This window comes from Streptomyces sp. NPDC002476, assembly GCF_042889785.1.
Taxonomy (GTDB): Bacteria; Actinomycetota; Actinomycetes; order Streptomycetales; family Streptomycetaceae; genus Streptomyces.
Genome location: NZ_JBIARH010000019.1, coordinates 1 through 24,105 on the forward strand (window position 1 = coordinate 1; position 24,105 = coordinate 24,105).

26 protein-coding genes and 2 pseudogenes are annotated in these 24,105 nt (G+C 73.2%); 22 read left to right on the forward strand and 6 right to left on the reverse strand.

Features of this window, described 5'->3' with window-relative positions:
• The first annotated feature begins 151 nt into the window (after window positions 1-151).
• From ACFYXM_RS21645 to ACFYXM_RS21660, 4 genes and pseudogenes are all read left to right on the forward strand, one after another.
• Window positions 152-613, forward strand: a complete 462-nt coding sequence (locus ACFYXM_RS21645; protein ID WP_389291484.1) for a hypothetical protein — start codon at window positions 152-154, stop codon at window positions 611-613.
• A 64-nt stretch (window positions 614-677) separates the two neighbouring features.
• A pseudogene (locus ACFYXM_RS21650) lies at window positions 678-1,063 on the forward strand (LuxR C-terminal-related transcriptional regulator); the annotation flags it as partial.
• A gap of 86 nt (window positions 1,064-1,149) precedes the next feature.
• Window positions 1,150-1,341 (forward strand): DUF6381 family protein, encoded by a 192-nt coding sequence (locus ACFYXM_RS21655; RefSeq protein ID WP_389291486.1) that lies wholly within the window; start codon window positions 1,150-1,152, stop codon window positions 1,339-1,341.
• 311 nt (window positions 1,342-1,652) lie between these two features.
• Window positions 1,653-2,162: a DUF664 domain-containing protein gene (locus ACFYXM_RS21660; RefSeq protein ID WP_389291487.1), complete on the forward strand. Its 510-nt coding sequence runs from the start codon at window positions 1,653-1,655 to the stop codon at window positions 2,160-2,162.
• A 126-nt stretch (window positions 2,163-2,288) separates the two neighbouring features.
• Here the strand turns inward: ACFYXM_RS21660 and ACFYXM_RS21665 are convergent, their stop codons facing one another.
• Together ACFYXM_RS21665 and ACFYXM_RS21670 are read right to left on the reverse strand one after the other, a co-directional pair.
• Complete coding sequence (locus ACFYXM_RS21665; RefSeq protein ID WP_389291489.1) at window positions 2,289-3,095, reverse strand: SAM-dependent methyltransferase; 807 nt, start codon at window positions 3,093-3,095, stop codon at window positions 2,289-2,291.
• A 201-nt stretch (window positions 3,096-3,296) separates the two neighbouring features.
• The gene (locus ACFYXM_RS21670; RefSeq protein ID WP_389291490.1) at window positions 3,297-3,863 is read right to left on the reverse strand and encodes a DUF4291 domain-containing protein; all 567 of its coding nucleotides are present in this window, start codon (window positions 3,861-3,863) and stop codon (window positions 3,297-3,299) included.
• Window positions 3,864-4,108: 245 nt separating this feature from the next.
• Between ACFYXM_RS21670 and ACFYXM_RS21675 the strand changes: the two genes are divergently transcribed.
• The 7 genes from ACFYXM_RS21675 to ACFYXM_RS21705 all read left to right on the forward strand — a co-directional run bounded on the left by ACFYXM_RS21675 (window position 4,109) and on the right by ACFYXM_RS21705 (window position 10,487).
• Entirely contained in the window at window positions 4,109-4,291 is a 183-nt protein-coding gene (locus ACFYXM_RS21675; protein WP_389291492.1) for a hypothetical protein, read from the forward strand.
• Window positions 4,292-4,346: 55 nt separating this feature from the next.
• A complete protein-coding gene (locus ACFYXM_RS21680; protein ID WP_389291493.1) occupies window positions 4,347-5,738 on the forward strand; it encodes a serine hydrolase domain-containing protein in 1,392 nt (463 codons plus the stop codon).
• A gap of 1 nt (window position 5,739) precedes the next feature.
• The gene (locus ACFYXM_RS21685) at window positions 5,740-6,120 is read left to right on the forward strand and encodes a M20/M25/M40 family metallo-hydrolase (protein ID WP_389291495.1); all 381 of its coding nucleotides are present in this window, start codon (window positions 5,740-5,742) and stop codon (window positions 6,118-6,120) included.
• The gene (locus ACFYXM_RS21690) at window positions 6,117-6,974 is read left to right on the forward strand and encodes a GNAT family N-acetyltransferase (protein WP_389291496.1); all 858 of its coding nucleotides are present in this window, start codon (window positions 6,117-6,119) and stop codon (window positions 6,972-6,974) included. Before ACFYXM_RS21685 ends, ACFYXM_RS21690 begins: the two co-directional genes overlap by 4 nt.
• Entirely contained in the window at window positions 6,971-8,077 is a 1,107-nt protein-coding gene (gene menC / locus ACFYXM_RS21695; protein ID WP_389291498.1) for an o-succinylbenzoate synthase, read from the forward strand. Before ACFYXM_RS21690 ends, menC begins: the two co-directional genes overlap by 4 nt.
• Before the next feature lie 159 nt (window positions 8,078-8,236).
• The gene (locus ACFYXM_RS21700) at window positions 8,237-9,835 is read left to right on the forward strand and encodes a helix-turn-helix domain-containing protein (RefSeq protein WP_389291499.1); all 1,599 of its coding nucleotides are present in this window, start codon (window positions 8,237-8,239) and stop codon (window positions 9,833-9,835) included.
• A 205-nt stretch (window positions 9,836-10,040) separates the two neighbouring features.
• Window positions 10,041-10,487, forward strand: a complete 447-nt coding sequence (locus tag ACFYXM_RS21705) for a nitroreductase family deazaflavin-dependent oxidoreductase (protein ID WP_389291501.1) — start codon at window positions 10,041-10,043, stop codon at window positions 10,485-10,487.
• A gap of 142 nt (window positions 10,488-10,629) precedes the next feature.
• On the opposite strand, the gene ACFYXM_RS21710 is transcribed toward ACFYXM_RS21705, so the two are convergent.
• A complete protein-coding gene (locus ACFYXM_RS21710) occupies window positions 10,630-11,604 on the reverse strand; it encodes an acetylxylan esterase (protein WP_389291503.1) in 975 nt (324 codons plus the stop codon).
• 172 nt (window positions 11,605-11,776) lie between these two features.
• Here ACFYXM_RS21710 and ACFYXM_RS21715 point away from each other — a divergent pair.
• Window positions 11,777-12,032, forward strand: a pseudogene (locus ACFYXM_RS21715) (alpha/beta hydrolase); the annotation flags it as partial.
• Between the two features lie 115 nt (window positions 12,033-12,147).
• On the opposite strand, the gene ACFYXM_RS21720 reads toward ACFYXM_RS21715, so the two are convergent.
• On the reverse strand, window positions 12,148-12,720 hold the full coding sequence (locus tag ACFYXM_RS21720) for a rhodanese-like domain-containing protein (protein WP_389291505.1): 573 nt from the start codon (window positions 12,718-12,720) through the stop codon (window positions 12,148-12,150).
• A 98-nt stretch (window positions 12,721-12,818) separates the two neighbouring features.
• Between ACFYXM_RS21720 and ACFYXM_RS21725 the strand changes: the two genes are divergently transcribed.
• From ACFYXM_RS21725 to ACFYXM_RS21760, 8 genes are all read left to right on the forward strand, one after another.
• A complete protein-coding gene (locus tag ACFYXM_RS21725) occupies window positions 12,819-13,097 on the forward strand; it encodes a metal-sensitive transcriptional regulator (RefSeq protein WP_389291507.1) in 279 nt (92 codons plus the stop codon).
• A 119-nt stretch (window positions 13,098-13,216) separates the two neighbouring features.
• On the forward strand, window positions 13,217-14,185 hold the full coding sequence (locus ACFYXM_RS21730; protein ID WP_389291508.1) for an NADPH:quinone oxidoreductase family protein: 969 nt from the start codon (window positions 13,217-13,219) through the stop codon (window positions 14,183-14,185).
• A 230-nt stretch (window positions 14,186-14,415) separates the two neighbouring features.
• A complete protein-coding gene (locus tag ACFYXM_RS21735) occupies window positions 14,416-16,020 on the forward strand; it encodes an ABC transporter substrate-binding protein (protein ID WP_389291510.1) in 1,605 nt (534 codons plus the stop codon).
• Between the two features lie 23 nt (window positions 16,021-16,043).
• Entirely contained in the window at window positions 16,044-17,009 is a 966-nt protein-coding gene (locus tag ACFYXM_RS21740) for an ABC transporter permease (protein ID WP_389291652.1), read from the forward strand.
• Window positions 17,002-17,859 (forward strand): ABC transporter permease, encoded by an 858-nt coding sequence (locus ACFYXM_RS21745; protein ID WP_389291512.1) that lies wholly within the window; start codon window positions 17,002-17,004, stop codon window positions 17,857-17,859. Before ACFYXM_RS21740 ends, ACFYXM_RS21745 begins: the two co-directional genes overlap by 8 nt.
• 92 nt (window positions 17,860-17,951) lie before the next feature.
• Window positions 17,952-18,869, forward strand: a complete 918-nt coding sequence (locus ACFYXM_RS21750) for an ABC transporter ATP-binding protein (protein WP_389291654.1) — start codon at window positions 17,952-17,954, stop codon at window positions 18,867-18,869.
• A complete protein-coding gene (locus ACFYXM_RS21755; RefSeq protein ID WP_389291514.1) occupies window positions 18,862-19,566 on the forward strand; it encodes an ABC transporter ATP-binding protein in 705 nt (234 codons plus the stop codon). The genes ACFYXM_RS21750 and ACFYXM_RS21755 overlap by 8 nt, the downstream gene beginning before the upstream one ends.
• 332 nt (window positions 19,567-19,898) lie before the next feature.
• Window positions 19,899-20,093 carry a hypothetical protein gene (locus ACFYXM_RS21760; RefSeq protein WP_389291516.1) on the forward strand — a complete coding sequence of 65 codons (195 nt, stop codon included), beginning with the start codon at window positions 19,899-19,901 and terminating at the stop codon, window positions 20,091-20,093.
• Between the two features lie 67 nt (window positions 20,094-20,160).
• On the opposite strand, the gene ACFYXM_RS21765 is transcribed toward ACFYXM_RS21760, so the two are convergent.
• The gene (locus tag ACFYXM_RS21765) at window positions 20,161-21,171 is read right to left on the reverse strand and encodes an alpha/beta fold hydrolase (RefSeq protein ID WP_389291518.1); all 1,011 of its coding nucleotides are present in this window, start codon (window positions 21,169-21,171) and stop codon (window positions 20,161-20,163) included.
• Window positions 21,172-21,356: 185 nt separating this feature from the next.
• The gene (locus ACFYXM_RS21770) at window positions 21,357-21,695 is read right to left on the reverse strand and encodes a DUF779 domain-containing protein (RefSeq protein ID WP_389291655.1); all 339 of its coding nucleotides are present in this window, start codon (window positions 21,693-21,695) and stop codon (window positions 21,357-21,359) included.
• Between the two features lie 640 nt (window positions 21,696-22,335).
• Between ACFYXM_RS21770 and ACFYXM_RS21775 the strand changes: the two genes are divergently transcribed.
• Both ACFYXM_RS21775 and ACFYXM_RS21780 read left to right on the forward strand, forming a co-directional pair.
• The gene (locus ACFYXM_RS21775) at window positions 22,336-22,809 is read left to right on the forward strand and encodes a pyridoxal-phosphate dependent enzyme (RefSeq protein ID WP_389291519.1); all 474 of its coding nucleotides are present in this window, start codon (window positions 22,336-22,338) and stop codon (window positions 22,807-22,809) included.
• A 2-nt stretch (window positions 22,810-22,811) separates the two neighbouring features.
• Complete coding sequence (locus ACFYXM_RS21780) at window positions 22,812-24,044, forward strand: MFS transporter (RefSeq protein ID WP_389291521.1); 1,233 nt, start codon at window positions 22,812-22,814, stop codon at window positions 24,042-24,044.
• Window positions 24,045-24,105: the final 61 nt, after the last annotated feature.

Genomic DNA, 24,105 nt, shown 5'->3' on the forward strand with positions numbered 1-24,105 from the left:
CGCAAGGCGGAGGGGCGTCCGCATACTGGATGTATGCGGACGTTCCGACAACGCGGCGAGGTGCCGCAGCTGACGCCGCGCGCCCGCCAGGGATTACGGGACAGCCCTTAAGCTCGACGGGGGGCCGGACCACTGACCGACGGAGGCTCCCATGACGACGGCGATCGAACTGCGCGATGTGGCCCCCCGCCTCGCCACCGGCGCGTTCCTCCTGAACTCCGGCCTGGGCAAGCTGAAGGCGGACGAGGAAACCGCGCGGACCGTGCACGACATGGCCTGCGTCGCCTACCCGTTCCTGCGGAGGATCGAGCCCGGGCGATTCACCCGGATGCTCGCCTGGTCGGAGGTCGCGATCGGCGGTGCCCTGGTCTCCCCGGTCGTGCCGACGCGACTGGCCGGGCTGGCGCTGACCGGGTTCTCGGGAGGGCTGCTGGGCCTCTACCTCCGGCTGCCCGGAATGCGGGAACCCGGGAGCCTGCGGCCCACGCAGAACGGCATTCCGCTGGCCAAGGACACCTGGATGCTGGGCATCGGGCTCGGATTCCTCGGCGCGGGCGCCCGCCGGACGGCCCGCCTCCGCCCCAGGTGCCACCGGCGCCGGGGCCGGGGCTGACGATCAGCCGGATCCCGGGCGGGCACCCGCGGAACGTGCCCGGGGCGGGGCGATTCCGGGAGTGGGGGCCGACGGTTTTCTGCTCAAGGACGTCGATCCGGCGGAGATCCTGCGGGCCGTGCACGTCGTGGCCGCGGGATCGGCCCTGCTGCACCCGTCCGCGGCCCGGGGCGGCTGATCGACCGCTTCCCGCACACCGCCCGCACGGGGACCGGAGCGGGCCGGGAGCGGGTGGACCGGCTGACGCCGCGCGAGCGCGAGGTGCTGGCGCTGCCGGCCGAGGGGGCCTCGAACGCGGAGATCGCAGGACGGTCGGGCATGAGCGAGAGCACCGTGAAGGCCCATGTCGGCCGCATCCTGACTACGCTGGGGGTGGGAAATCGCGTCCGTGCGGCGCTGGCCGCCCGGGACGCCGGGCTGACGCAGGACGCTCCGTCCCGTAATCGGTGACGGTGAGTGATGGTCTGGGGTGCGGTGTCCCGGGAAACCTGGTTCCGTGGCGGAGGCGGCTCCACCCACAGATCCAAGGAGTGATCATGAGCGAGTCGGATGAATACCGTGGCCGGGTGAAGGAGTTGCGCGCCAAGGCGAAGGACCTCAACGAGGCCGCCGAGCGCACCACCGATCCCGAGGAACGCCGGCGCCTGAAGGACAAGGCCCGCCGGATCGAGGCGGAGAGCGAGCAGATCAGCGGCATGGCGAGCGGGGACATCTATCCCATGGAGTGACGGCCTCTCCCCATGGGCCGACGGCCCCGTCGTACCCCGTGGCACGACCGCTCTCATGTCCGTGGCGTGACGGCCCGCGCTCCTGTCCGACCGGCAGGGCGGGCGTACCACCGCGCGGCTCCCGAGCTTCCGCGCACCGCCGCTCGGGGCCGCGCGAGCCGGCGCATCACGGGCCTGATCGCCGGGCGGGAACCCCCCGCCCCGCGCGAACACCGAGCCCCCGCGCGCCGCGGCCGGGCGGGGCGTCGGCGCCTGGCGCGGCGCGCGTGTCGGTCGCGGGGCCTGTGCGGAGCAGCGGCCATGGTGAGGGCATGAACAGCGCTGACCTTTTGACGGACGCGTTCGGCCGCGTCCGGGAGACCGTGCACGCGGCGGTCGAGGGCGCGTCGCGCGCCGACCTCCACGCCCGGCTCGACGACGGGGCCAACACGATCGCCTGGCTCGTCTGGCACCTCACCCGTGTCCAGGACGACCACATCTCCGACGCCTCCGGTACTGAGCAGATCTGGTTCACCCAGGACTGGGCCTCCCACTTCGACCTGCCCTTCGAGCAGTCCGCCACCGGATACGGGCACACCGCCTCGGAGGTGGCCGCCGTGCGCGTGGGCTCGCCCGACCTGCTGCTCGGCTACCACGACGCCGTGCACGAACGAACCCTGGAGTTCGTCCGCGGACTCGACGGCAGGGCACTGAACCGCGTCGTCGACGAGGCGTGGTCGCCACCGGTCACGCTCGGGGTCCGATTGATCAGCGTCATCTCGGACGACCTGCAGCACGCGGGACAGGCGGAGTTCATCCGGGGCTCGCTGGCCCGGCGCTGACGCCGTCGCCGGAACGGCCCGCCGGGAAGCCCGCGGCGCGTCCGGCCCGCCCTCCGGCCTCCTTCCGACTCCCCGGTGCCGAGGCGGTGGAAACACCGTGCGGTCGGGCACCGGGGAGCGGGTGTTTCACACCTTGAGCCCGACGCCGCTCACCGCGTGACCCTGCAGTTCGTCCACCCCGTCCAGGGCGGGATCCGGGCGCCAGGCCGACGTCCTCACCACGCCTGGCTCCACCAATTGCAGACCGTGGAAGAAGTCGGCGATCCGCTCGGGGCTGCGCAGATGGTACGAACTGGCCGAGTCCGCGTTGTACGAGGCGACGGCCTCGTTCAGCGAGTCGCTCGTGTTCGTGCCGTCGCTGAGGGCCAGATAGCTTCCCGAGGGGAGCGCCGCCAGCAGCCGGTCGACCAGCGTCCATGGGTCGTCCTCGTCGGGCAGCTGCCCCATGATCCCCAGCATGGTCAGCCCGACCGGCTTGGTGAAGTCCAGTGTCCCGCCGGCCTCGGCGAGGATCGTGTCGACGTCCCTGACATCGGCGTCGATGTACGCGCACGCGCCCTCGGGGGTGCTGGTGAGCAGGGCGCGCGCATGGGCCAGGACGAGCGGGTCGTTGTCGACGTAGACGATCCTGGACTCGGGGGCCACCCGCTGGGCCACCTCGTGCGTGTTGTTGGCCGTCGGCAGGCCCGTGCCGATGTCGAGGAACTGGCGTATGCCGGCCTCCGCGGTCAGGAAATGCACCGCGCGGGCGAGGAAGGCCCGTTGGAGGCGGGCGATGGCGGCGAAGTCCGGGAACGCCTGCAGGACCATGTCGCCCATCCGATGGTCGACGGCGTAGTTGTCCTTGCCGCCCAGAAGGTAGTTCCATACGCGGGCGGAATGGGGCCGGTCCGTCTGGATCCGGTCGGCCGGAGACTGCGGTGAGGTACTCATGGCCAGATCTTCACATATGCCATACGGGTGTGCTCCGGATGGTGCGGGATCTTCGCGGAGACCGGTGAATCGCCCCGGGACACGGGTGTTTGACCGGAGTCCCGTCCCTGACGGACCATCGAAACCATCAAACTCGCGAGGCCGACACGACCGATCACGCGGTGTTGCGCGAGAAGGGGCCGAGCGGCCCGTGTTCGGGGCTCAGCCGTCCATGCCCAGCCTCTTCGCGAGGGCGGGCGGAACCGGATAGACCCGTTCCGGCGGCAGCAGCCGCTGGGCCTGCGACGCCCGCCCGCTCCGCTTCGCCTCCGCGGCCTTGCGTGCCTGGGCGGTGATGTCGGTGAGGCCGACGACCCAGTCCTCGGCGAGGGTACGGATCAGCCCGCGTCCGACGCCGACCTGGATGCTGTAGTGATTGAGCGCGGCACCCCGCAACGAGCGTTCCGGATCCCACTGCACGTGCACGGGGGCTTGCGCCACGGCTGCCGGATCGGCCGTCGTCAGTACCGCCGAGGACAGCGCCTCCTCCCATCCGGAACGGGTGATCCGTACCGCGAGGATCCGTTCCTGCCCCGATTTCCGGGCCCAGTTGCTGCGGTGCATGAGCCACAGGAACGAGGGCTTGATCCACGTCATCCGGTGGAACGAGAACGGCGGCACGAGGCGCCCGGCCCGCAAGCAGGGATCGGCGATCGCGGGTGAATACGCCTGGTAGACCACGATCGTGCGGGCGTCGTACTGGGCGCGTATCTGGTACCGGGGAGTCACCGGCACATCCTGCCCGGACGCCGCGACCACCCGCAAAGGGTTATCCCCGGCCCGCGCGGGCCCGTTCGGGCCGGGGGCCCGAGCCGCCCTCGCGAACCGTTCACCTCCCTGGCACCGCGTTCGTCTTCGTCGCGGCGCACCATCGGTGAGGCGGTATTTCGTGCGGTGCCACCACGCACGGCCGACGCACCGCTGCCTACTGTTTCCGCACTCGGCGGCGGGGCACCGCTTCTTCGGAGGAGACCATGGTCAGCGCCACAGGCACGGACACGAGAAGCAGAAGGACGCGCGGGCCCCGGGACGTCCCGGTCCGGATGGTCCTGTATCCCGGCGGGTCGCACCTGTTCCTCCTGGACGGCCGGCCCTCGCACCGGGAGGACCACTTCCGTCGGCCGGTCGAATGGATCATCACGTACGCCGACCGCTGACCGCTGACGACAACATCGCCCCCGACCGCCCAACCCGACGGAAACGGAGCCGAACATGACCGACACCACGGACACCGCCGACACCACCACCGATCTGTCCGCCCACTGGACCGCCCGCCTCGCCGAACTGGCCGCGCGGCACTCCGTCCCCGGTGCGAGCCTGGGCATCCTGCACCGCGGCGAACTGGTCGCCGAGGCCGCCGTCGGCCTGGCCAACACCGAGGCCGGGATCGAGGCCACGCCCGACACCCTGTTCCAGGTCGGCTCGATCACCAAGGTGTGGACCACCACCGTGGCCATGTCCCTGGTCGACGAGGGACTGCTCGAACTGGACGCCCCGCTCGTCTCCGTCCTCCCCGAGCTGCGGCTCGCCGACGAGGAGCTGACCCGGCGGGTGACGGTGCGTCACCTCATGACCCACACCAGTGGAATCGACGGCGACCTCTTCACCGACACCGGCCGGGGCGACGACTGCCTGGAGAAGTTCGCCGCACTGCTGGCCGACACCGCTCCCAATCACCCCCTCGGCGCCACCATGTCGTACTGCAACGCCGGTTTCACCCTGCTCGGCCGGGTGCTGGAGGTCGTCACCGGTGTGCAGTGGGACCGGCTCATGCGGGAACGCCTGTACGGCCCGCTGGGCCTGACGCACACCGTGACCCTGCCGGAGGACGCGCTGCGCTTCCGCGCCGCCGTCGGACACCTGGGCGACCCTCCCGCCCGGGCCCCGCAGTGGGGGATGATGCGCTCGGCCGGACCGGCCGGGCTGATCTGCTCGACGCCGCGCGAGGTGCTGAAGTTCGCCCGGCTGCACAGGGACGACGGCGTCACCGAGGACGGCACCAGGATCCTCTCGGCCGAGAGCGTCGCCGCCATGCAGACCCCGCAGGTCGAGCTCCCCGACCCGTACAACCTGGCCCACTCCTGGGGGCTCGGCTGGTTCCTCGACACCTGGGACGGACACCGGGTGTACGGGCACGACGGCGGCACCATCGGACAGAGCGCGTTCCTCCGGGTGCTGCCCGAGGCCGACCTGGCGATCTGTCTGCTCACCAACGGCGGTGACACCGCGAGTCTCTACCGCGACGTGTTCGCCGAGATCGCGCGGGACCTCGCCGGTGTCACGATGCGTCCCGGGATCGAGCCGGCCGCGGAACCGGTGGCGGTGGACCCCGCCGACCACGTGGGCGTGTACGAGCGGCTCTCCAGCCGGATGGAGATCGTGGAACGGGACGGCGGCCTGGTCATGCTCGACCGGATCACCGGACCGCTGGCCGGACTGGTCGCCGAGACGGAGCGGGAGTACGCGATGCGCCCGGTCGAGCCGGGACTGTTCGTGGTGCGGCGGCCGGGGGCCAAGTCCTGGGCCCCGGTCGTCTTCTACACCCTCGCCGACGGCACGCCGTACCTCCACCACGGTGGCCGCGCCACCCCCAAGGCGGGCTGACGTGACGCCACTCGCCGCCGCCCCGGAGACCCTGGAGGCGGGACTGCCGGACCTCCTGGCCGACATCGGGGCACTGGTCCGCACCGAATCGCCCAGCGAGGACCCGGCCGCCGTCGCCGACTGCGCCCGGGTCGCCGCACGGATCGGCACCCGGCTAGGCCCGCTGCGCGGGGTCGCTGTCGGAGGCGCCTCGGACGGCAACATCACCGCCGGTGCGGGCACGCCCACCCTGGACGGCCTGGGCGCCGTGGGCGGCGGGGCGCACGCCGCCGACGAACACGTTCTCGTCGCCGAACTCCCACGCCGCACCGCCCTGGTGGCCTCACTGGTGGCCTCGCTCCTGCGCGAGCCGCTGGGCGCCCCGGACCGGGTGGGACCGTGAACGGGACCCGGGCGGCCGAGGCGGCCGCCGCAGCCGGCCTGGCCGCACGGCGGGCCGGCGTGACCCTCTGCGAACTGCACGGGCTGGACGAGATGCGGGAGGCCTGCCGGCTACTCGACCGGGTCTGGCGGCCGGTGCCAGGAAACCCGCTGATCACCCCGGAACTGCTCCGGGTCTTCGCGCACTCCGGCAGCTATGTCGTCGGCGTCCACCGCGACGGCCGCATGATCGGGTTCTGCCTCGGCTTCCTGGCCACCGCCGGACTGCACTCGCACATCGCAGGGGTGGACGGCGCCGCCCGGGGCCGCGACATAGGCTTCGCCGTCAAACTCCACCAACGGGCCTGGGCCCTGGCCCGCGGCATCACCACGATCACCTGGACCTTCGACCCGTTGATCAGCCGCAACGCCTATTTCAACCTGTCCAAACTGGGTGCCGCGCCCAGCGAGTACCTCGCCGACTTCTACGGGGCGATGCAGGACGAGGCGAACGCCGGGACCGAGTCGGACCGGCTGATGGTCCACTGGGAGCTGGCGGGCGACCGCGCCGTGGCCGCCGCCGCGGGCGCCCCCCACCGCGTGACCGTCGACGACGCGGGCGGGCACGCGGTCGTCGGCCTGGACGCCGAACCCGACGGCCGTCCCGCCGTCGGGCACCGGGACGGCGACACCGTCCTGGTCCGGATCCCCACCGAGGCCGAGGCACTTCGCCGCACCGACCCGTCGCTGGCCCGCGAGTGGCGGTACGCGCTGCGCGAGGTGCTCGGCGGCCTGATGGCCCAGGGACGCACCGTCACCGGATTCACCCGGGACGGCCGGTACGTGATCGACAGACGTCAGGAGAAGCAGGGATGAAGCTCGTCGGTGTGGAACTGCGCCGGATCGCGATGCCGCTGGTCGCGCCGTTCCGGACCTCGTTCGCCACCATGGACACCCGGGAGATCCTGCTGGTCAGGGTCGAGACCGAGCACCACGAGGGCTACGGCGAATGCGTCACGACGGCCGATCCGCTCTACTCCTCGGAGTACACGGCGGGCGCGGCGGACGTGCTGCGCGGTCATCTGGTGCCCGCGCTCGCCGCCCTGCCGGACCTCGACCCCTGGGCCGTCGCCCCGGCGCTGGCCCCGTTCAAGGGCCACCGGATGGCCAAGTCCGCGCTGGAGACCGCGGTGCTGGACGCCTGGCTGCGGGCCCACGGCCTGTCCACGGGCCAGTGGCTGGGGGCCACGGCGGACCGGGTGCCCGCCGGGGTGTCGGTCGGGATCATGGACTCGGTCCCCGCCCTGCTCGACGCCGTCGACGGCTACCTGGCCGAGGGCTATCTCCGGATCAAGCTGAAGATCGAACCCGGCTGGGACGTGGAGCCCGTGCGCGCGGTCCGGGAGCGCTTCGGCGACGACGTGCTCCTCCAGGTGGACGCCAACACCGCGTACACCCTCGCCGACGCCGGGCACCTCGCCCGGCTCGACCCGTACGGACTGCTGCTCATCGAACAGCCCCTGGACGAGGAGGACGTACGCGGCCACGCCGCCCTCGCCGCCCGGGTCCGCACCCCCATCTGTCTGGACGAGTCCATCGTCTCCGCCCGCTCGGCGGCCGACGCCATCGCCCTGGGCGCTTGTTCGGTCGTCAACATCAAGCCGGGGCGGGTCGGCGGCTACCTGGAGGCCCGGCGGATCCACGACGTGTGCGCCGCGCACGGTGTCCCGGTGTGGTGCGGCGGCATGCTGGAGACCGGCCTGGGGCGGGCCGCCAACGTCGCCCTCGCCGCCCTGCCCGGCTTCACCCTGCCCGGCGACACTTCCGCCTCCGACCGGTACTACCGCACCGACATCACCGAACCGTTCGTACTGAGGGACGGCCGTCTCGACGTGCCCCGCGCACCCGGGCTCGGCCTCTCCCCGATCCCCGAGCGGCTGGCCGAGGTGACCGAATCGACGGAATGGATCAGCCGATGACCACACCGTGACCCGGCCCCGCCGGGCGCCCTGCCGCCCCTGACCCCGCCGGGGCGCCGTGACCGGCACGGACGCGTGCCGCGTTCGTCCGACGGGCCCGGTGACCGGGCGGGCCGGGGAGCCGCCCGCGGCCGTGTCCCGCTCGTCTACCGTGTGACGATGACGGAGCAGCCGCGGGCCGTGCTCGGCCGGATCCTCGACGATCTGGGATCGACGCTGATCGAGGTGGTGGCGGGGGAGGCCGACCCCTCCACCGCCGTCACCGGGGTGCTCATCCAGGATCCGCTGGACGAACCGGCGGGGCTGCCCGGGGCGGTGGTGCTCGGCGTCGGGGTGTACGGCGCCGGGGCCGTCGCGGCCCTCGTCGAACGGGCCGCCGGGCTCGGTGCGGTGGCCGTGGTGGTGCGTTCCCCGGTCCCGGTCGCCGGACCCGTGGCGGAGGCCGCCGACCGCACCGGCGTGACCGTGCTCGGCCTGACCCCCGGCGCGTCCTGGGCCCAGGTCGCCGCCCTGCTGCGGTCGCTGCTTGCCATCGGCGAACTGGGCACCGTGGGCGGCCCCGACGCCGCGGGCGGCACCGAACCGCTCGCGGGTGACCTGTTCGCCCTGGCCAACGCGACCGCCGCCCTGCTGGACGGGCCCGTCACCGTGGAGGACCGGGGCGGTCGGGTGCTGGCCTTCTCCAGCCGCCAGGACGAGGGCGACGACGCCAGGATCGCGACCGTCCTCGACCGCCAGGTGTCCGCCGAGAACCTGCGCGCCCTGGAACGGCGCGGCGCCTTCCGCGCCCTCTACCGCAAGGAGGAACCCGTCTACGTGACCGGTGTCTCCGACAAGCCCCGGGTCGCGACCGCAGTCCGGGCGGGCGGCGAGATCCTCGGCTCGATCTGGGTCGTGGTCGACGGCCCGTTGGGCGAGGACCGCACCCAGGCCCTCCAGGAGGCGGCGAAGGTGGCCGCGCTGCACCTGCTGCGCCACCGCGCGGGCGAGGACGCCGAACGGCGGCTGCGCGCGGACCTGCTGGCCACCGTTCTGGACGGCGGGCCGCACGCCCCGCAGGCCGCCGCACGGCTGGGGCTGTCCGCCCAGCCCGCCTGCGTGCTGGCGCTCCGGGTGACCGGCGAGCCGTCCGCCCCCGACCGGGTGGCCGCGGGCCACCGCGTCGCCGAGGCCCTCGCCCTGCACCTGGCCGCGATCCACCCCCGTACGGCCACGGCGCCGTCGGGAGGCGTCACCTACGCGGTCCTGCCCACGCGTTCGGACGAAAAAGCCCTGCGGGCGGCCGAGGCGTTCCTCGGCCGCGTGGGCGACCGGGTGCCCGCGGTCATCGGCATCGGGCGGCTCGCCGTCCGCCCGGCGGACCTGCGCCGCTCCCGCGCCGACGCGGACCGGGCACTGCGCGTCCTCGGCTCGGGGCGCTCGCGGCGCCGGTCCGCCCGCCTCACGGACGTCCATGCCGCCTCGCTCCTGGAGGAGCTGAGGGAACGGCTCGCCGCCGAGGACGACATCCCCGACGGGCCGGTCGTCCGGCTGCGCGCCTACGACGCCCGGCACCACACCGCCCTCACGGAGACCCTGGACGCGTGGCTGAACACCTTCGGCGACGTGCCCGCCGCCGCGGCGGCCGTCCACGTCCACCCCAACACCTTCCGCTACCGGCTCAAGCGGCTGGCCGAGGTGGCGGGCATCGAACTCGACGACCCGGAGGCCAGGTTCGAGGCGATGCTGCACCTGAGGCTGGATCCGCCGCACCCCTGACGTGGACCGCGTGGCCGATGCCGCCGGAACCGCGCCCCGCCGCAGTGACACGCGAGTCCGTCAGGACGGTGCGGGCGGCGCGGGGATGACAGAGTGCTCGCAGCAGCCGGACACGCCGGGGCACGGTGCCCGACCCCGGTGCGTCTTCGCGCCCGCGCGCGTCCGACGGCCTCGGTATCCGCATGTCGACGATGGGACAGATGCCATGCCTCTCCAGGGCGAGTACGAGCCGAGCCCCGAGAAGTGGGTCCGCGATCAGGTCGAGCTGTTCGAGAGCTCCGGCGGGACGGACGGAATCACCATGCGCGGCCTGCCGGTGGTCATCCTGACCACCCGCGGGGCCAGGAGCGGGAAGATCCGCAAGACCCCGCTCATGCGGGTCGAGCACGCGGGGATGTACGCCGTGGTCGCCTCGCAGGGCGGCGCCCCCAAGCATCCCGTCTGGTACCACAACGTCGTGGCCGATCCCCGGGTGGAGCTCCAGGACGGCCCGGTCCGGCAGGACATGAACGCCCGTGAGGCCACCGGCGAGGAGAAGGCGTTGTGGTGGCGGCGCGCGGTGGACGCGTTCCCCGACTACGCCGATTACCAGCGCAGGACCGAACGGCAGATCCCGGTCATCGTCCTGGAACCGGCGGCCGAGCAGCACTGACGACCGTCGCGGGGAGGCGCGGCGAACGCTCCGGCGCCTCCCCGCGCACCGCCCAGCGCGGTCATCCCGCGGGCGCGCCGGTCCCGAACCCCCGGCCCGGCGTGGCCGGACGGGCGGCGCGCCGAACGCATCCCGTGTCCGGTCAGGCAGTCAGTTTTCCGGGCAGCCAGCCGAGCTGCGCGGCCTTCTGGAACGGCCCGCCCCCCTCGTGGTCGTTGAAGTCGTACACCTCGATGGCCTTGTCCGGGTGGGCGTAGGCGTTGTAGGCGGCGAAGACGGTCGACGGCGGGCAGGTCATGTCCTCCAGGGCCGTCGAGAACAGCGCGGGCGCCCGTCCGCGCGCGGCGAAGTGCACCCCGTCGAAGTAGGAGAGGGTGGTCCTCGCACGCTCGGCCCGGCCCCGGTGCGTCTTGAGGTAGTTGCCCACTTCGCGGTACGGATTGCGGTCGGTGACGGTCAGCGCGCGGGGGAAGTCGCACAGGAACGGGACGTCCGGCGCGATCGCCGCCAGATCGGGTATCAGCCCGGCGACGGCGAGTGTGATGCCGCCGCCCTGGCTCTCGCCGACGGCCGCGGTGCGCGCCGCGTCGGCCAGCGGATGCGACCGGGCTGCCTCCACCGCCCGCACCGCGTCGGTGAACACGCGCCGGTAGTAGTAGGAGTGCGGGTCCTCGATGCCCCGGGTCATGAAGCCGGGGAACGCGGGCGCGCTGCCCACCGGGTCGGGGGTGTCGCCGGCCATCCAGCCGCTGCCCTGGCCCCGGGTGTCCATCACGAAGTGGGCGAACCCGGCCGACGCCCAGAGCAGATGGGTGTGCGGCAGGCCCCGCCCGCCGCCGTAGCCGATGAACTCCACGACCACCGGGAGCGGCCGCGTGGTACCGGCGGGGAGGACGAACCAGCCCTTCACCGGGTGACCTCCGAAGCCCGCGAATGTCACGTCGTACACGTCGACCGTCCTCAGCCCCGTGTCCGCGCACCGCTCGAACCGGGCGCCGAGCTCGTACGACCGTGCTTCGTCGAGCGTCTTCGACCAGAACGCGTCGAAGTCCGCCGGTTCCACCGACCGACTGCGGTGGTCGCGCAGCTCCTCGACGGGCAGATCGAACAGGGACATGAGGAACCGCCTTCGTCACGAGGGTGAGTGATCACCCATGGATTGTCGGTCACACCGTACGGGCACGGCGGAGCGTCGGTGCCGGGCGCCCTCCCGTGCGCGGGAGGGCGCCCGGTCCCTCGACGGTTGCCGCTCCGGCGCACCAGGGCGGTCGTCGGCAACATGACTCATGCGTATGACCCTGCCGCTGCGCGGCGGCCCGCGCGAGCAGGCCGACCATCTCGCGCACTTCCGGGCCGACGCCATGGTGCGCGACTGCGAGCTGATCCGGACCCGGCTGACCGGCGGCGAACCGCGGACGGTCCTCGGCCAGTCCTTCGGCGGCCCCCGAAGGACTGAAGGCCGTCCTCGTCACCGGCGGACTGCCCTCCCTCGACGCCCACGCCGACGACGTCGGGTGGTTGACCCTTGAGCGCGGTGTGTCTGCGGGTCCTCGACCGGCTGCCGGCCCTCGTCGGGACGAGATCCGACCCGTCGGCACGGGCGCAGGAGGCCGGTCACGCGCTCTCGCGACCGGCGCCCGCGCGCCGGGTGCGGCGCGGGTCAGCCCTGGAGGGCCCGCAGCGTCGCGTCCAGGTCCGTGGCCGGGCGCGGGGCGCGGTTGTGCGGCAGCTTCGACAGGGCCGCCGCCATGCCGCAGGTGTTGGTCACGGCCGAGAAGACCAGCCCGGCGCCGACACCGGCGGAGAGCCAGCGCGCGGCCGGGAAGCGCAGGCCCGTCAGCAGCCCCGCCATCACGAGCGAACCCGCGGCGAGCCGGACCTGACGTTCCATCGGCCAGGTCGTCCGGGCGCCGGCGGGGCGGTCGAGCGCACGGCCCTCGTTCTCCCAGCCCGACGTCCCGCCCGACAGGGTCGTGGCGTCGACATCGGCCGCCGCGAGGATGTCGCAGGCCCGGGTCGAGCGGACTCCGGAGGCGCACACCATGAGCAGCGGACCGCGGGCGGCGGCCGACTTGAGCGCGGGCACCGCTTCGGGGAGGCGGTCCAGCGGGATGTTCAGCGCGCCGGGGACGTGCCCGGAGGCGTACTCGCCAGGGGCCCGCACGTCGACGACGGTGAACTCCGCGAGCCGGGCCGCGGCCTGGGCGGGGGAGAGGGAGGCGGTGCTGGTCACGAACAGTCTTCCTTTCGTCCACCGGGGACACGGAGGGAGCTCGGCCCATCCGTCCCCATTCAGGTTAGAATACCCCTTGGGGTATCAGAGGAGGGTGTGTGCAACTCGACATCGCGGCCGACGAACTGAAGTCGGTCCTCAATCGCCTTCGCCGCGCTCAGGGGCAGCTGGCGGCGATCATCCGGATGGTCGAGGAGGGCCGGGACTGCGAGGACGTCATCACGCAGATGGCGGCCGTGTCCCGGGCGCTCGACCGCGCCGGTTTCGCGATCATCGCCACCGGGCTCCAGCAGTGCCTGGCCGACGGCGGGAACGAGCCGGCGGACCGGGACCAGATGCGGGCGCGGCTGGAGAAGCTCTTCCTCTCGCTGGCCTGAACCGGCCGCCGGGGGAGCGTCCCGGCGGCCGGATCGTTCCCAGGAGCCAAGCGACTGCTTGGTATGCGCTGCGGCGATGGTTTCGCCGACCGTGTTCGACAGCGTTGCGGAGGCCCCTCATGCAGGCATGGCGAGTGCACCGGAACGGCGAGCCGGGCGAGGTGATGCGGCTCGAAGAGACCGGACGCCCCGTGCCCGGGGAGGGCCAGGTGCTGCTCAGGGTGCGCGCTGCGAACGTCAACTTCCCCGACGCGCTGCTCTGCCGGGGGCAGTACCAGGTAGGGCCCCCGCTGCCGTTCACGCCCGGCGTGGAGATCTGCGGCGAGATGCCGGACGGGCGCCGGGTGCTCGCCACGGCGGCCCTGCCGGACGGCGGATTCGCGGAGTACGTCCTCGTCGGCGCGTCGGCGCTCCTGCCGGCCCCGGCATCCCTCGACGACGCCGAGGCCGCCGCGCTGCACATCGGCCACCAGACCGGCTGGTTCGGACTGCACCGCCGCGCCCGCCTCCGGGAGGGCGAGACCCTCCTGGTCCACGCGGCGGCTGGCGGCGTGGGCAGCGCGGCCGTCCAGCTCGGCAAGGCCGCCGGAGCCACTGTCATCGGTGTCGTCCCGGGGCCCGGGAAGGCGCGGACCGCCGCCGCGCTCGGCTGCGACCTGGTCGTCGACCGCTGCACCGAGGACATCGTCACGGCGGTCAAGGAGTTCACCGGCGGACGCGGCGCCGATGTCGTCTACGACCCGGTCGGCGGCGACGCGTACGCCAACTCCGTCAAGTGCGTCGCCTTCGAGGGCCGGATCGTCGTCGTCGGCTTCGCGAGCGGCGTCGTCCCTGCCCCGGCCCTGAACCACGCGCTCGTCAAGAACTACTCCGTCCTCGGACTCCACTGGGGCCTCTACGCCGCCAAGGACCCGGCAGCGGTCCTCGCCTGCCACGGCGAACTCTCCCGGCTCGTCGCGCAGGGCGTCGTCGAGCCGCTCGTCAGCGAACGCGTGGCGCTGTCCGGCGCGGCGGACGCCGTCCAGCGCGTCGCCGACGGCGCCACCACCGGCCGGATCGCGGTCCTTCCGGCGGGAGCGGCCCGCTGACGGCCCCGGCATCCGCCGGCCATATCCGTACGGCCGTCGCGGAACTGGTGGAACTTTCCGTGTCGTGACCGGGCGGGAGGAACGGTCCGGCGAGCGACGGGAGTTGGTGGCGCGATCGCGGACCCGTGCACCCGTGTCCCGTCGCCCCGGTACCGCGCACCCCTTTACCTGCTGTTTAATTGCAACCGATTCGCAATAACAGTCGATCTTCAATAAGGGGTGTGCGAAGTATGACGGGCCGATCGATACGGGGCACGGCCGCCGTGACACTGGCGACCGTGCTGTCGCTGTCCGCGGCGGCCTGCTCGACGCCGAACGGCGCGGACGGCGGCGGCTCCGGCTCGGGGGCGGGCGACTCGGCGGTGGTCGGCATCGCGTACGAGCCCGACAGCCTCAGCCCGCTCCTGGGCTACGGCAAGGACGGCAACTCCAAGATATTCGACGGGCTGCTCACCCTCGACGCGGACATGAAGCTGCGCCCCGCGCTGGCCACCGCCCTGCCCGAGGTGAGCGCCGACGGGCTCACGTACACCTACCGGCTCCGCAAGGGCGTGAAGTTCAGCGACGGCAAGCCGTTCGGCGCCAAGGACGTGGTCTTCACCTACCGCACCGTCCTGGACCCGAGGACCAACAACGCCTCCCGCACCGAGCTCGACGCACTGAAGAGCGTCGAGGCGAGCGGCGAGGACACCGTCGTCTTCCACCTCAAGTACCCCTACGCGCCCTTCGCCCAGCGCACCGTCCTGCCCATCGCCCCCGAACACGTCGCGGCCGGGCAGGACGTCAACACCGGCGCCTTCACCACCCACCCCGTCGGCACCGGCCCCTACCTCCTCACCAAGTGGTCCAAGGGCGAGAAGCTGAGCTTCCGGGCCAACCCCCACTACTGGGGCGGCGCGCCGAAGGTGAAGAAGTTCACCATGGTGATCATCAAGGACGACGACGTGCGCGCCACCCGGCTGCGCTCCGGCGAGCTCGACGGCGCCATCCTGCCGCCCATCCTGGCCAAGGGCTTCGCCAAGGACAGCGGCACGAAGACGTACGCCGCCACCACCTACGACTACCGCAACGTGACCCTGCCCACGCACAACAAGGTCACCGGCGACACCGCGATCCGGCGAGCCCTGGACGTCGCCGTCGACCGGCAGGCCATGGTCGACTCCATCCTCAACGGCGAGGGCAGGCCCGCCTACGGTCCCGTCCCCACCGACAGCGAGTGGTTCACCAAGGGCACCGAACGCGCCCAAGACCCGGCCGCCGCGAAGAAGATCCTCGACGCCGCCGGCTGGAAGCCCGGCAAGGACGGCATCCGCGTCAAGGACGGCGTGCGCGCCGCGTTCCCGCTCTGGTACCTCACCGGCGACAAGCTCCGCCAGGACCACGCCCTCGCCTACGCCTCCGACGCCAAGAAGGTCGGCATCGACATCACCACCGAGTCCGGCACCTGGGAAGTCATCGAGCCCCGGATGAAGCACGACGCGGTCCTCGCCGGCGGCGGATCGCCCGCCGACCCCGACTTCGACCAGTACTCCCTGCTGAAGTCCTCCCTGGCGGGCGACGGCTTCAACAACATGGCCCGGTACGAGAACAAGACCATCGACCAGGCCCTCGAAGAAGGCCGCAGGAAGGGCGACAAGGCCGCCCGCAAGGCCGCCTACGACACCGTCCAGCGCGAACTGGTGAAGGACCCCGGCTACACCTTCCTCACCCACATCGACCACCTCTACGTCGTGAAGGACCGGTTCGGCGCGCTCACCACCCAGGTCGAGCCGCACGACCACGGCCTGGCCACCGGCCCATGGTGGAACGTCGAGGACTGGACGCCCAAGAAGTGAGCCGCCGCCTCCCCTGGGGGCCGATGGGCAGGATGGCGGGACGGCGGGCACTGCTCGCCGTCCCCGTCCTCCTCGCCGTGACGTTCGGCGTCTTCGCCGTCGCCGCCGCCTCGCCCTTCGACCCGGTCAAGGCGTACGCGGGCACCGCCGGGCTCACCGCGTCGCAGGAGAACCTCGACCAGCTGCGCGCCAATCTCGGCGTCGACCAGCCACTGGTGACCCGCTGGTGGAACTGGCTGACCGCCGCGCTCCACGGCGACCTCGGCGTCTCCAGTGTGATGCGCCAGCCGGTCGCCGACGTCATCGGTGAGCGCCTCGGCTGGTCCGTGCTGCTCGCCGGGACCGCCTTCCTCGTCGCCATCGTGCTCGGCACGGGCCTGGGTGTCCTGGCCGCCCGCAGGCCCGGCGGCCTGCTCGACCGGTGCGTCTCCGCGGCCGCGTACACCCTCGAAGCCGCCCCGGCATTCTGGCTGGGACTGCTCGCCATCTGGTTCTTCGCCGTGGAACTCGGCGTGCTCCCGGCCGGCGGCCTCACCGACGCGGCCAGCGACACGGTCACCTTCGGCCAGGTCGCCGGTCATCTGGTGCTCCCCGCGTCCGTGCTCGGGATCTCGCAGCTGCCGTGGTTCTTCCTCTACGTGCGCCAGGGCGTCGCCGACGCGCTCGACGAGGACCCGGTGCGCGGTGCCCGCGCCCGCGGGCTGCGCGAACGGACCGTGCTGCTCGGCCACGCGCTGCGCTCCGGGATGCTGCCGATGCTCACCCTCATCGGCTCCCGCGTCCCCGAACTCATCACCGGAGCCCTGCTCGTCGAGACGGTCTTCAGCTGGCCGGGCATCGCCGCGGCCACCGTGCAGGCCGCCACCTCCGTCGACTTCCCGCTGCTCGCCGCGCTCACGGTGCTCGCCACCGCGGCGGTCGTGCTGGGCAACCTGCTGTCCGATGTGCTGTACGCGCTCGCCGACCCGAGAGTGGGTTTCGATGGCTGAGGCCGTTCTCGGATCCACCCGCCGCACCAGCCGCCGCGTCCGGCTGCTGTGCTCCGCCGGGATCACCGCCGCGGTCCTCCTCGCGGTCCTCCTCGTCCCCCCGCTGGTCCAGCTCGACCAGCAGGCCGTCGACCTCTCGGCCCGGCTCCGGCCGCCGTCCTGGGAGCACCCGTTCGGAACCGACGAAGTCGGCCGCGACCTGCTGCTGCGCTGCATCTACGGGCTGCGCGTCTCGCTGCTCGTCGGCGTCGTCGCCGGCCTCACCGCCACCGTCGTCGGCACCGCCGTCGGCGCGCTCGCCGCCGTGTTCGGCGGCTGGGTCGACCGGGTCGTCATGCGGCTCGTGGACACCTTCTCGTCCGTACCGCACCTGCTGCTGGGCATCTTCATCGTGGCCATGTTCCGGCCCGGCGTCGGCCCGGTCATCGTCTCCATCGCCCTCACCCACTGGCTGTCCACCGCGCGGATCGTGCGCTCCGAGGTGCTGTCGCTGCGTTCCCGGCCGTTCATCGACGCGGCGATCTCCGGGGGCGCCTCGCGCGGCCGGGTCGTCGTCCGGCACCTGCTGCCCGCGGTGCTGCCGCAGGCCGGTCTCGCCGCGGTGCTGATGGTGCCGCACGCCATGTGGCACGAGTCCGCCCTCTCGTTCCTGGGGCTGGGGCTGCCCGCCCACCAGGCGAGCCTGGGCAACCTCGTACAAACGGCGCGCGGTCCGCTGCTCGCCGGGGACTGGTGGCCGACGCTCTTCCCCGGCCTCTTCCTGATCGTCCCGACCCTCGCCCTGGCCGGCCTCGCCGGTGCCTGGCGGGAACGGATCAACCCGCGCCGCCGATCGGAGCTGATGCTGTGACGACCACCCCGCGACTGCCGTCCCCGGGCACCGGGACCCCGGCCCCAGCGGCCCCGGTCCTCTCCGTCCGCGGGCTCTGCGTCCGCTTCCGGATGCGTGGCGGACGGCACATCGCGGCCGTCACCGACGCGCACTTCGACCTCGCGGCGGGGGAGTGCCTGGCCCTCGTCGGCGAGAGCGGTTGCGGCAAGTCCGTCCTCGCCTCCGCGCTGCTGGGACTGCTCCCCGGCAACGCGGAGACCGGGGGCTCGGCGGTTCTCCAGGACGGCACCGACCTCCTCACCGCCGACGAGAAGACCCTCGCCCGCACGGTGCGGGGCCGCCGCGTCGGACTTGTCCCGCAGAGCCCCGCGGCCCATCTCACCCCGGTGCGCACCGTCCGGACCCAGCTGGAGGAGACCCTCCGTGAACTGACCGGCACCCGCAGGCCGGAGCTGCGCGCCGCCGCCGAACGGGCCGCCGAACGCGCCGCGTTCCCGCCCGGCCACCTGGACCGCTACCCGCACGAGCTCTCCGGCGGCCTCGCCCAGCGCGCCGCCACCGCGCTCGCCCTGATCGGCGACGCGCCCCTGCTCCTGGCCGACGAACCCACCACCGGGCTCGACCGCGACCTGGTCGAGCGGACCGTGGACGAACTGCGCCGCCACACCGACGGCGGCCGGGCGCTGCTGATCATCACCCACGACCTGGCGGCGGCCGAACGGATCGCCGACCGCGTCGCCGTCATGTACGCGGGCCGCATCGTCGAGATCGCCGACGCCGGAGGGTTCTTCGGGAAGCCCGGGCCACGCCACCCGTACGCCCGCGGGCTCCTCGACGCCCTGCCGGAACGCGCTTTCCTCCCCATCCCCGGAATGCCGCCGGAGCTCGGGGCGCTCCCCGACGGCTGCGCGTTCGCGGCCCGCTGCCCGCGCGCCGACGACCGATGCTCCGCGCCACCCCCGTTCGACGGCCGTCTCGCCTGCCACCATGGTGCGCCGGCGTACGCGCAGGAGTCCGCCCGTGCTTGAACTCACCCGTATCACCGCCGGGTACGACCGTCGTGCCCCCGTGGTCCGTGACGCCTCGCTGGCCATCGAGCCGGGGGAGTCCGTCGGGCTCCTCGGGCCCAGCGGCTGCGGCAAGTCCACCCTGGCCAAGGTGGCCGCCCTGCTGCACCGGCCGGACGCGGGCACGCTCACCCTCGACGGCCTGCCGGTACGCGGCTGGCGGCACCGGGCCCCGAGGGAACAGCGCATCGCCGTCGGCGTCGTCTTCCAGCAGCCCCGGCTCTCCGCCGATCCCCGGCTGAGCCTGCGCGAACTCATCGCTCAGCCGCTGCGGGCCACCGGCCGGCGCGCCGAGGTGGCGGACCGGGTGGCGGAACTCGCACCGGCCGTCGGACTCACCGCCGAACTGCTGGGCCGCCGCCCCCACGAGGTGAGCGACGGACAGCTGCAGCGCGCCTGCCTCGCCCGGGCGTTGGTGCTGCGCCCGCGCTGGCTCATCTGCGACGAGATGACGGCGATGCTCGACGCGTCGACGACCGCCGCACTGGTCGCGGTCGTCGAGGCGTACCGGCACGAGTCGGGCGCCGGACTGCTGGCCGTGGGCCATGACCGGGTCCTGCTGGAACGCTGGTGCGACCGCACGGTCGGCTGGCCGGAGATCTGCGAGCCCGGCCCGGCGACCCCCGAGCCCCGGGAGGGCGCGTGCCGGGCGGGATGAGCGGCGACCGCGCCCGCGGGACCGCCGCCGTGACGAGGCCGTCGGCTCCCCGCCGGCGTCGCGCGCGCAGAGCGGCCGGGCCGGGGAGGACCCAGAGGCCGATCGCCTCGGCACCGATGACCTGACGGACCTGGAGCACTCGCCCGACGGGGGCACCCGCAGCGACGGGATCGGCCCCGGCGGCCGTTCCGGCGCGCCGGGGCCGGTACGTGACAGCCGACAACACCCGGACAACACCCGGATGGCGGACATGCAAGTCCATCGGACGGCCTCCCCACTACGCCACACTGGCGGCCGAATGCCGCATTCCGGCGCGGCGGAGGAGGTTGGCCATGGCCATTTCGATCTCACTGGTGCTGCTTCTGCTGATCCTCGCTGTGGTCTTCCTCCGCAACGGGGGGCTGAAGGTCTCGCACGCGCTGGTCTGCGCCCTGCTCGGGTTCTTCCTCGCGGGCACGAGCATGGCGCCGACCATCCAGGACGGCCTGACGGCCACGGCCGACGTCGTCAGCAGCCTGGGCCCCTGACGCCGACGGTCCTTCGGCGACCCCGTCGCGTCGGCCGTGCCGGCCAATCGTACGGTGCCCCGGGCGCTCACCCGGCGGCGCGCACCCGCGGGGAGCGCAGCCATGCGACGAGCAGGCGGTTGACCTCCGCGGCACGTTCCTGCTGGAGCCAGTGGCCGCAGCCCGGCAGGATGTGGGAGGAGACCAGGCCGGGGAGCGTGGCGGGGAAGGCGGCGATCGCGTCGGCCGACCAACCGGTCGACGGGTCGAGTTCACCGCCGATGAAGAGGGACGGCGGGGTGAGCGGCGCCCCGTCCAGGCCGGCGAGGTCCTCCCAGTCCCCGTCGACGTTGCGGTACCGGTTCAGCGCACCCGTCAGCCCGGTCCGCTCGAACTCCGCCGCGTAGAAGTCCAGATCGGCCTCGCTCAGCCAGGACGGGAGCACCCCGGCGGGGAACCGGTCACGCATCCGCGCTCCCGGCGGCACGAGGAAGGGACTGTCCGCCCCGCCCGGCGGCATCGTGTCGGCGGAGAGCGCGGCGTAGAACCCGGCCAGCCATCCGCGCACATCGGGCTCGATCTCCGCCTCGGCCCGTCCCGCTGCCTGGAAGTAGCCGACGTAGAACTCGTCGGCGCCGCCGACGCGGGCGAACACCTCGGTCGGCCGGGGGCCGCTCCTCGGGGCGTACGGGACACCGAGCAGCCCCACGGAGGTGAACACGTCCGGTCTCAGCAGCGCGCTGCCGGACGCGATGACCGCCCCCCAGTCGTGCCCCACGATCGTCGCGGTCCGCTCGCCGAGCGCCCGTACCACCCCGACGTTGTCGGAGACGTGGACGGGCATCCGGTACGCCTCCACCTCCCCGGGACAGGACGAACGGCCGTACCCGCGCACGTCGATCGCGACCGCGCGGAAACCCGCCGCGGCGAGTGCCGGAAGCTGATGGCGCCACGAGTACCACGACTCGGGAAAGCCGTGCACCAGCAGAACCAGGGGGCCACTGCCCTGTTCCACCAGATGGATGCGGCCGCCGGGCACTTCCACCAATCGGTGGACGGCGGCCGACGGCGCGGGCAAGGGCAGGTGGGTGGACGGCACGGTTCTCTCCTCGCAGGCGTGGGCGGCGGCGGTCCGGCCGTGGGCGCTGGGCACCCGCCCGGGAGCGCGCCGGTGCCGGTACCGCCGATGCCACGATCATTCGGCCGTGCCCGCCGCGGCCACAAGGATCCTTGCCATTGCGGCAAACGCCGGTACGGGGCGCCGTGTCCCGGCGCACCACGCGCTCACGGACCGACGAGCCGGGAACGGATCAGGAACCGCACCCCCTCCGGAGCCTCCAGCGAGAATCCGCTGCCCCGTCCCTCCACCACGTCGACGATCAGCCGGGTGTGCGCCCACACCTCGAACTGACTCCGCGAGATCCAGAACGGGATGCTCTCCGGCACCCCGTCGACCTGGAGGGAGGCCAGCAGCACGTCGGAGCCACCCGTACGGAACTCGCCGTCCCGGTAGCACATGGGCGCGCTGCCGTCGCAGCAGCCGCCCGACTGATGGAACATCAACGGGCCGTGGGCCGCACGCAGCCGTCGCAGCAGCTCGGCCGCCGCGGGGGTGAGCTCCACGGCCGCCGCCCCGGCCGCGCTCACCGCGGCGTCCCGCGGCCGGGAGACGCCGGTGCGCGCCGGGACGGCGGCAGGCTCCTCGCCGTGTCCCACCGGCTCGTACCGATCCGGTCCATGTCGTGTCGGTCCATGTGCGTGTCCCTCCACCTCTGCGCGGGAAACGGGGCGCGGGCGCGACCGTCGTGCACCTCTCGGCCCGTCCCCGCCCACGCGGCACGGTCCCGGGCCGGCCCCGGTGTCACCGTACTTCAGGACCGGGCCGGGGCCGAGGCCGATGCGACGGTCCCGGACCCGGCCCGGAAAGGCCGCCGGCGCGACCGTACGGGCCACCCGCGCCGGCCGGTGCCGCACACGGCGTGACGCGTGGCGCCGGCGGAATCGAACCGGCCATTTCGAGTTGCCCGCCGCGCCCCGTCCCCACCGGACGGCCCGGGGGACGGCCGTCGGCGACGGGGGACCGGACCGGCCGGAAACAGCGCGACGACGGTGCGTCAAGCGCGGTTCTCGCCAACAGCGATGGGCCCCCCGAGGAACGGCATGGTGACAGCGGGGCGGGCCCGCTTAGTGTCTGAGGTCGCACAGCGAAGGCATCCCGGCCGGACCACCGGAAGGGCCGACGACCCATCGCACGGGGGAAGCAGTGACGCCTGTCCGACCCGTCCTCGCGCGGGCCATCCATCGCACCCCCTTACTCCCCCTGGACGTCGCCCACCGGGGCCGGGTCCGGCGTCCGGGACTGAAGCTGGAGGAACACGGCCCCACCGGATCGGTGAAGGACCGCAGCGCCGTCGCCCTCCTGCGGGCGCTGCACGACGAACGACCGCTCGCCCCCGGCACGGTGGTGGTGGAATCCACCTCCGGCAACCTCGCCGGGATCGGCGCCCACCTGCGGCAAAGCCGCCCGGACGTCGCCGTCGTCGCCGTGGACGTCACCGGCTCCACGGCCGTCTCGGGCGGCACCGGGCGCCGCCTGATTCCCGACGGCGGCGAGAAGTACCGCGACCCTCTACTCCGACGACTGGGCGGGCGGGGCATCGTGAAGGAGGTCGCCACGGCCATGCAACGGCTGCGCCGCGAGGGCCTCTTCTTCGACAGGAAGCACCAGGAGCACTGACCATGGGCACGAGCACCACCACCACTCCCGCCCCGCAGGCGCAGGACACCGGCTACCGGCAGTTCCTGCCGCTGGTCCAGGGCGCCACGCTGATCGAGTGGACCGGCACGGGACTGTTCCTCGCGGTCTCGACCATCTACTTCGTCAAGGTCGCCCATCTCAGCACCTCCTCCGTCGGCGCCGGGCTGACGATCGGCGGCGCCATCGCCGTCGCCGCCGCCGTCCCCATCGCGCGGCTGGCCGGGCGATGGGGACCGAAGCCGGTGCTCATCGGGGTGATGCTGCTGCGCGCCCTGGCCACGATCGGCTACCTGTGGGTGGACGGCTGGTGGAGCTTCCTCGTCGTGGTCGCCCTCGTCGCCGTCACCGAGCAGTCCTCGCCCCCGCTCGTGCAGTCGTACGTCGGCGCCCGGGCCCCCGAGAGCCTGCGCGCCAAGGTGATGGCCGTGCAGCGCACCGTCGTCAACCTCGGCATCAGCCTGGGCGGACTGATCGCCGGGGCCGCGCTCGGCTCCGGCGCGCCGGGCGCCTTCCGGCCGTTGCTGATCGGCGGCGCGGTCGCCTACGTCGTGGTCGCCGGGGTGTACGCCACCGCACGGACGGAGGAGACCGCGGCCACCGCCGACAGCGCCCGGGTCGCCCCGCTCCTCAAGGACCGCGCGATGCTCGGGCTCACCGCCTACAACGCGCTGGTGTCGCTGTGGATGCCGGTCCTCAACGTGGCGTTCCCGCTGTGGCTCGTCACCGAGACCGACGTACCGGAGCGGTATGTCGGCATCCTGTACGCCGTCAACACCGTGCTGTGCATCGCCCTTCAGTACCCGCTCAACCGCTGCTACGGCACGACCCGCCGGGCGTGGTACTCGTACGCGGCCGCGGCCCTGCTGCTCGCCCTCAGCGCCCTGGCCTTCGCCGCCGCGCCCGGCTTCGGCCGCGAACCGGCCCTGCTGGTGCTCGGCGGCGCGGTCGTCCTGCTGACCTTCGCCGAACTGCTCCAGGTCGGTGCCTCGTGGACGCTGTCCTTCGAGCTGGCACCGCAGGGGGCGCGCAGCGCCTACCTGGTGCTGTTCAACACCAGCCGCACCGTCGCCAACCGGGTCGCCGGTCCGGTACTCATGACCGGCGTAGTCCTCGCCCTCGGCACGGCCGGCTGGATCGCGCTCGCCTGCGTGCTGCTGCTCGGCGCGCTCGTCCCCTTCGCGGTACTGCGCGGACCGCGCGCCACCGCCGGCTGAACCACCCCCGCACGCCTTTCCCCGTCAGTGCCGGACCTCATGCCAAGGAGCCCCGCCCGCC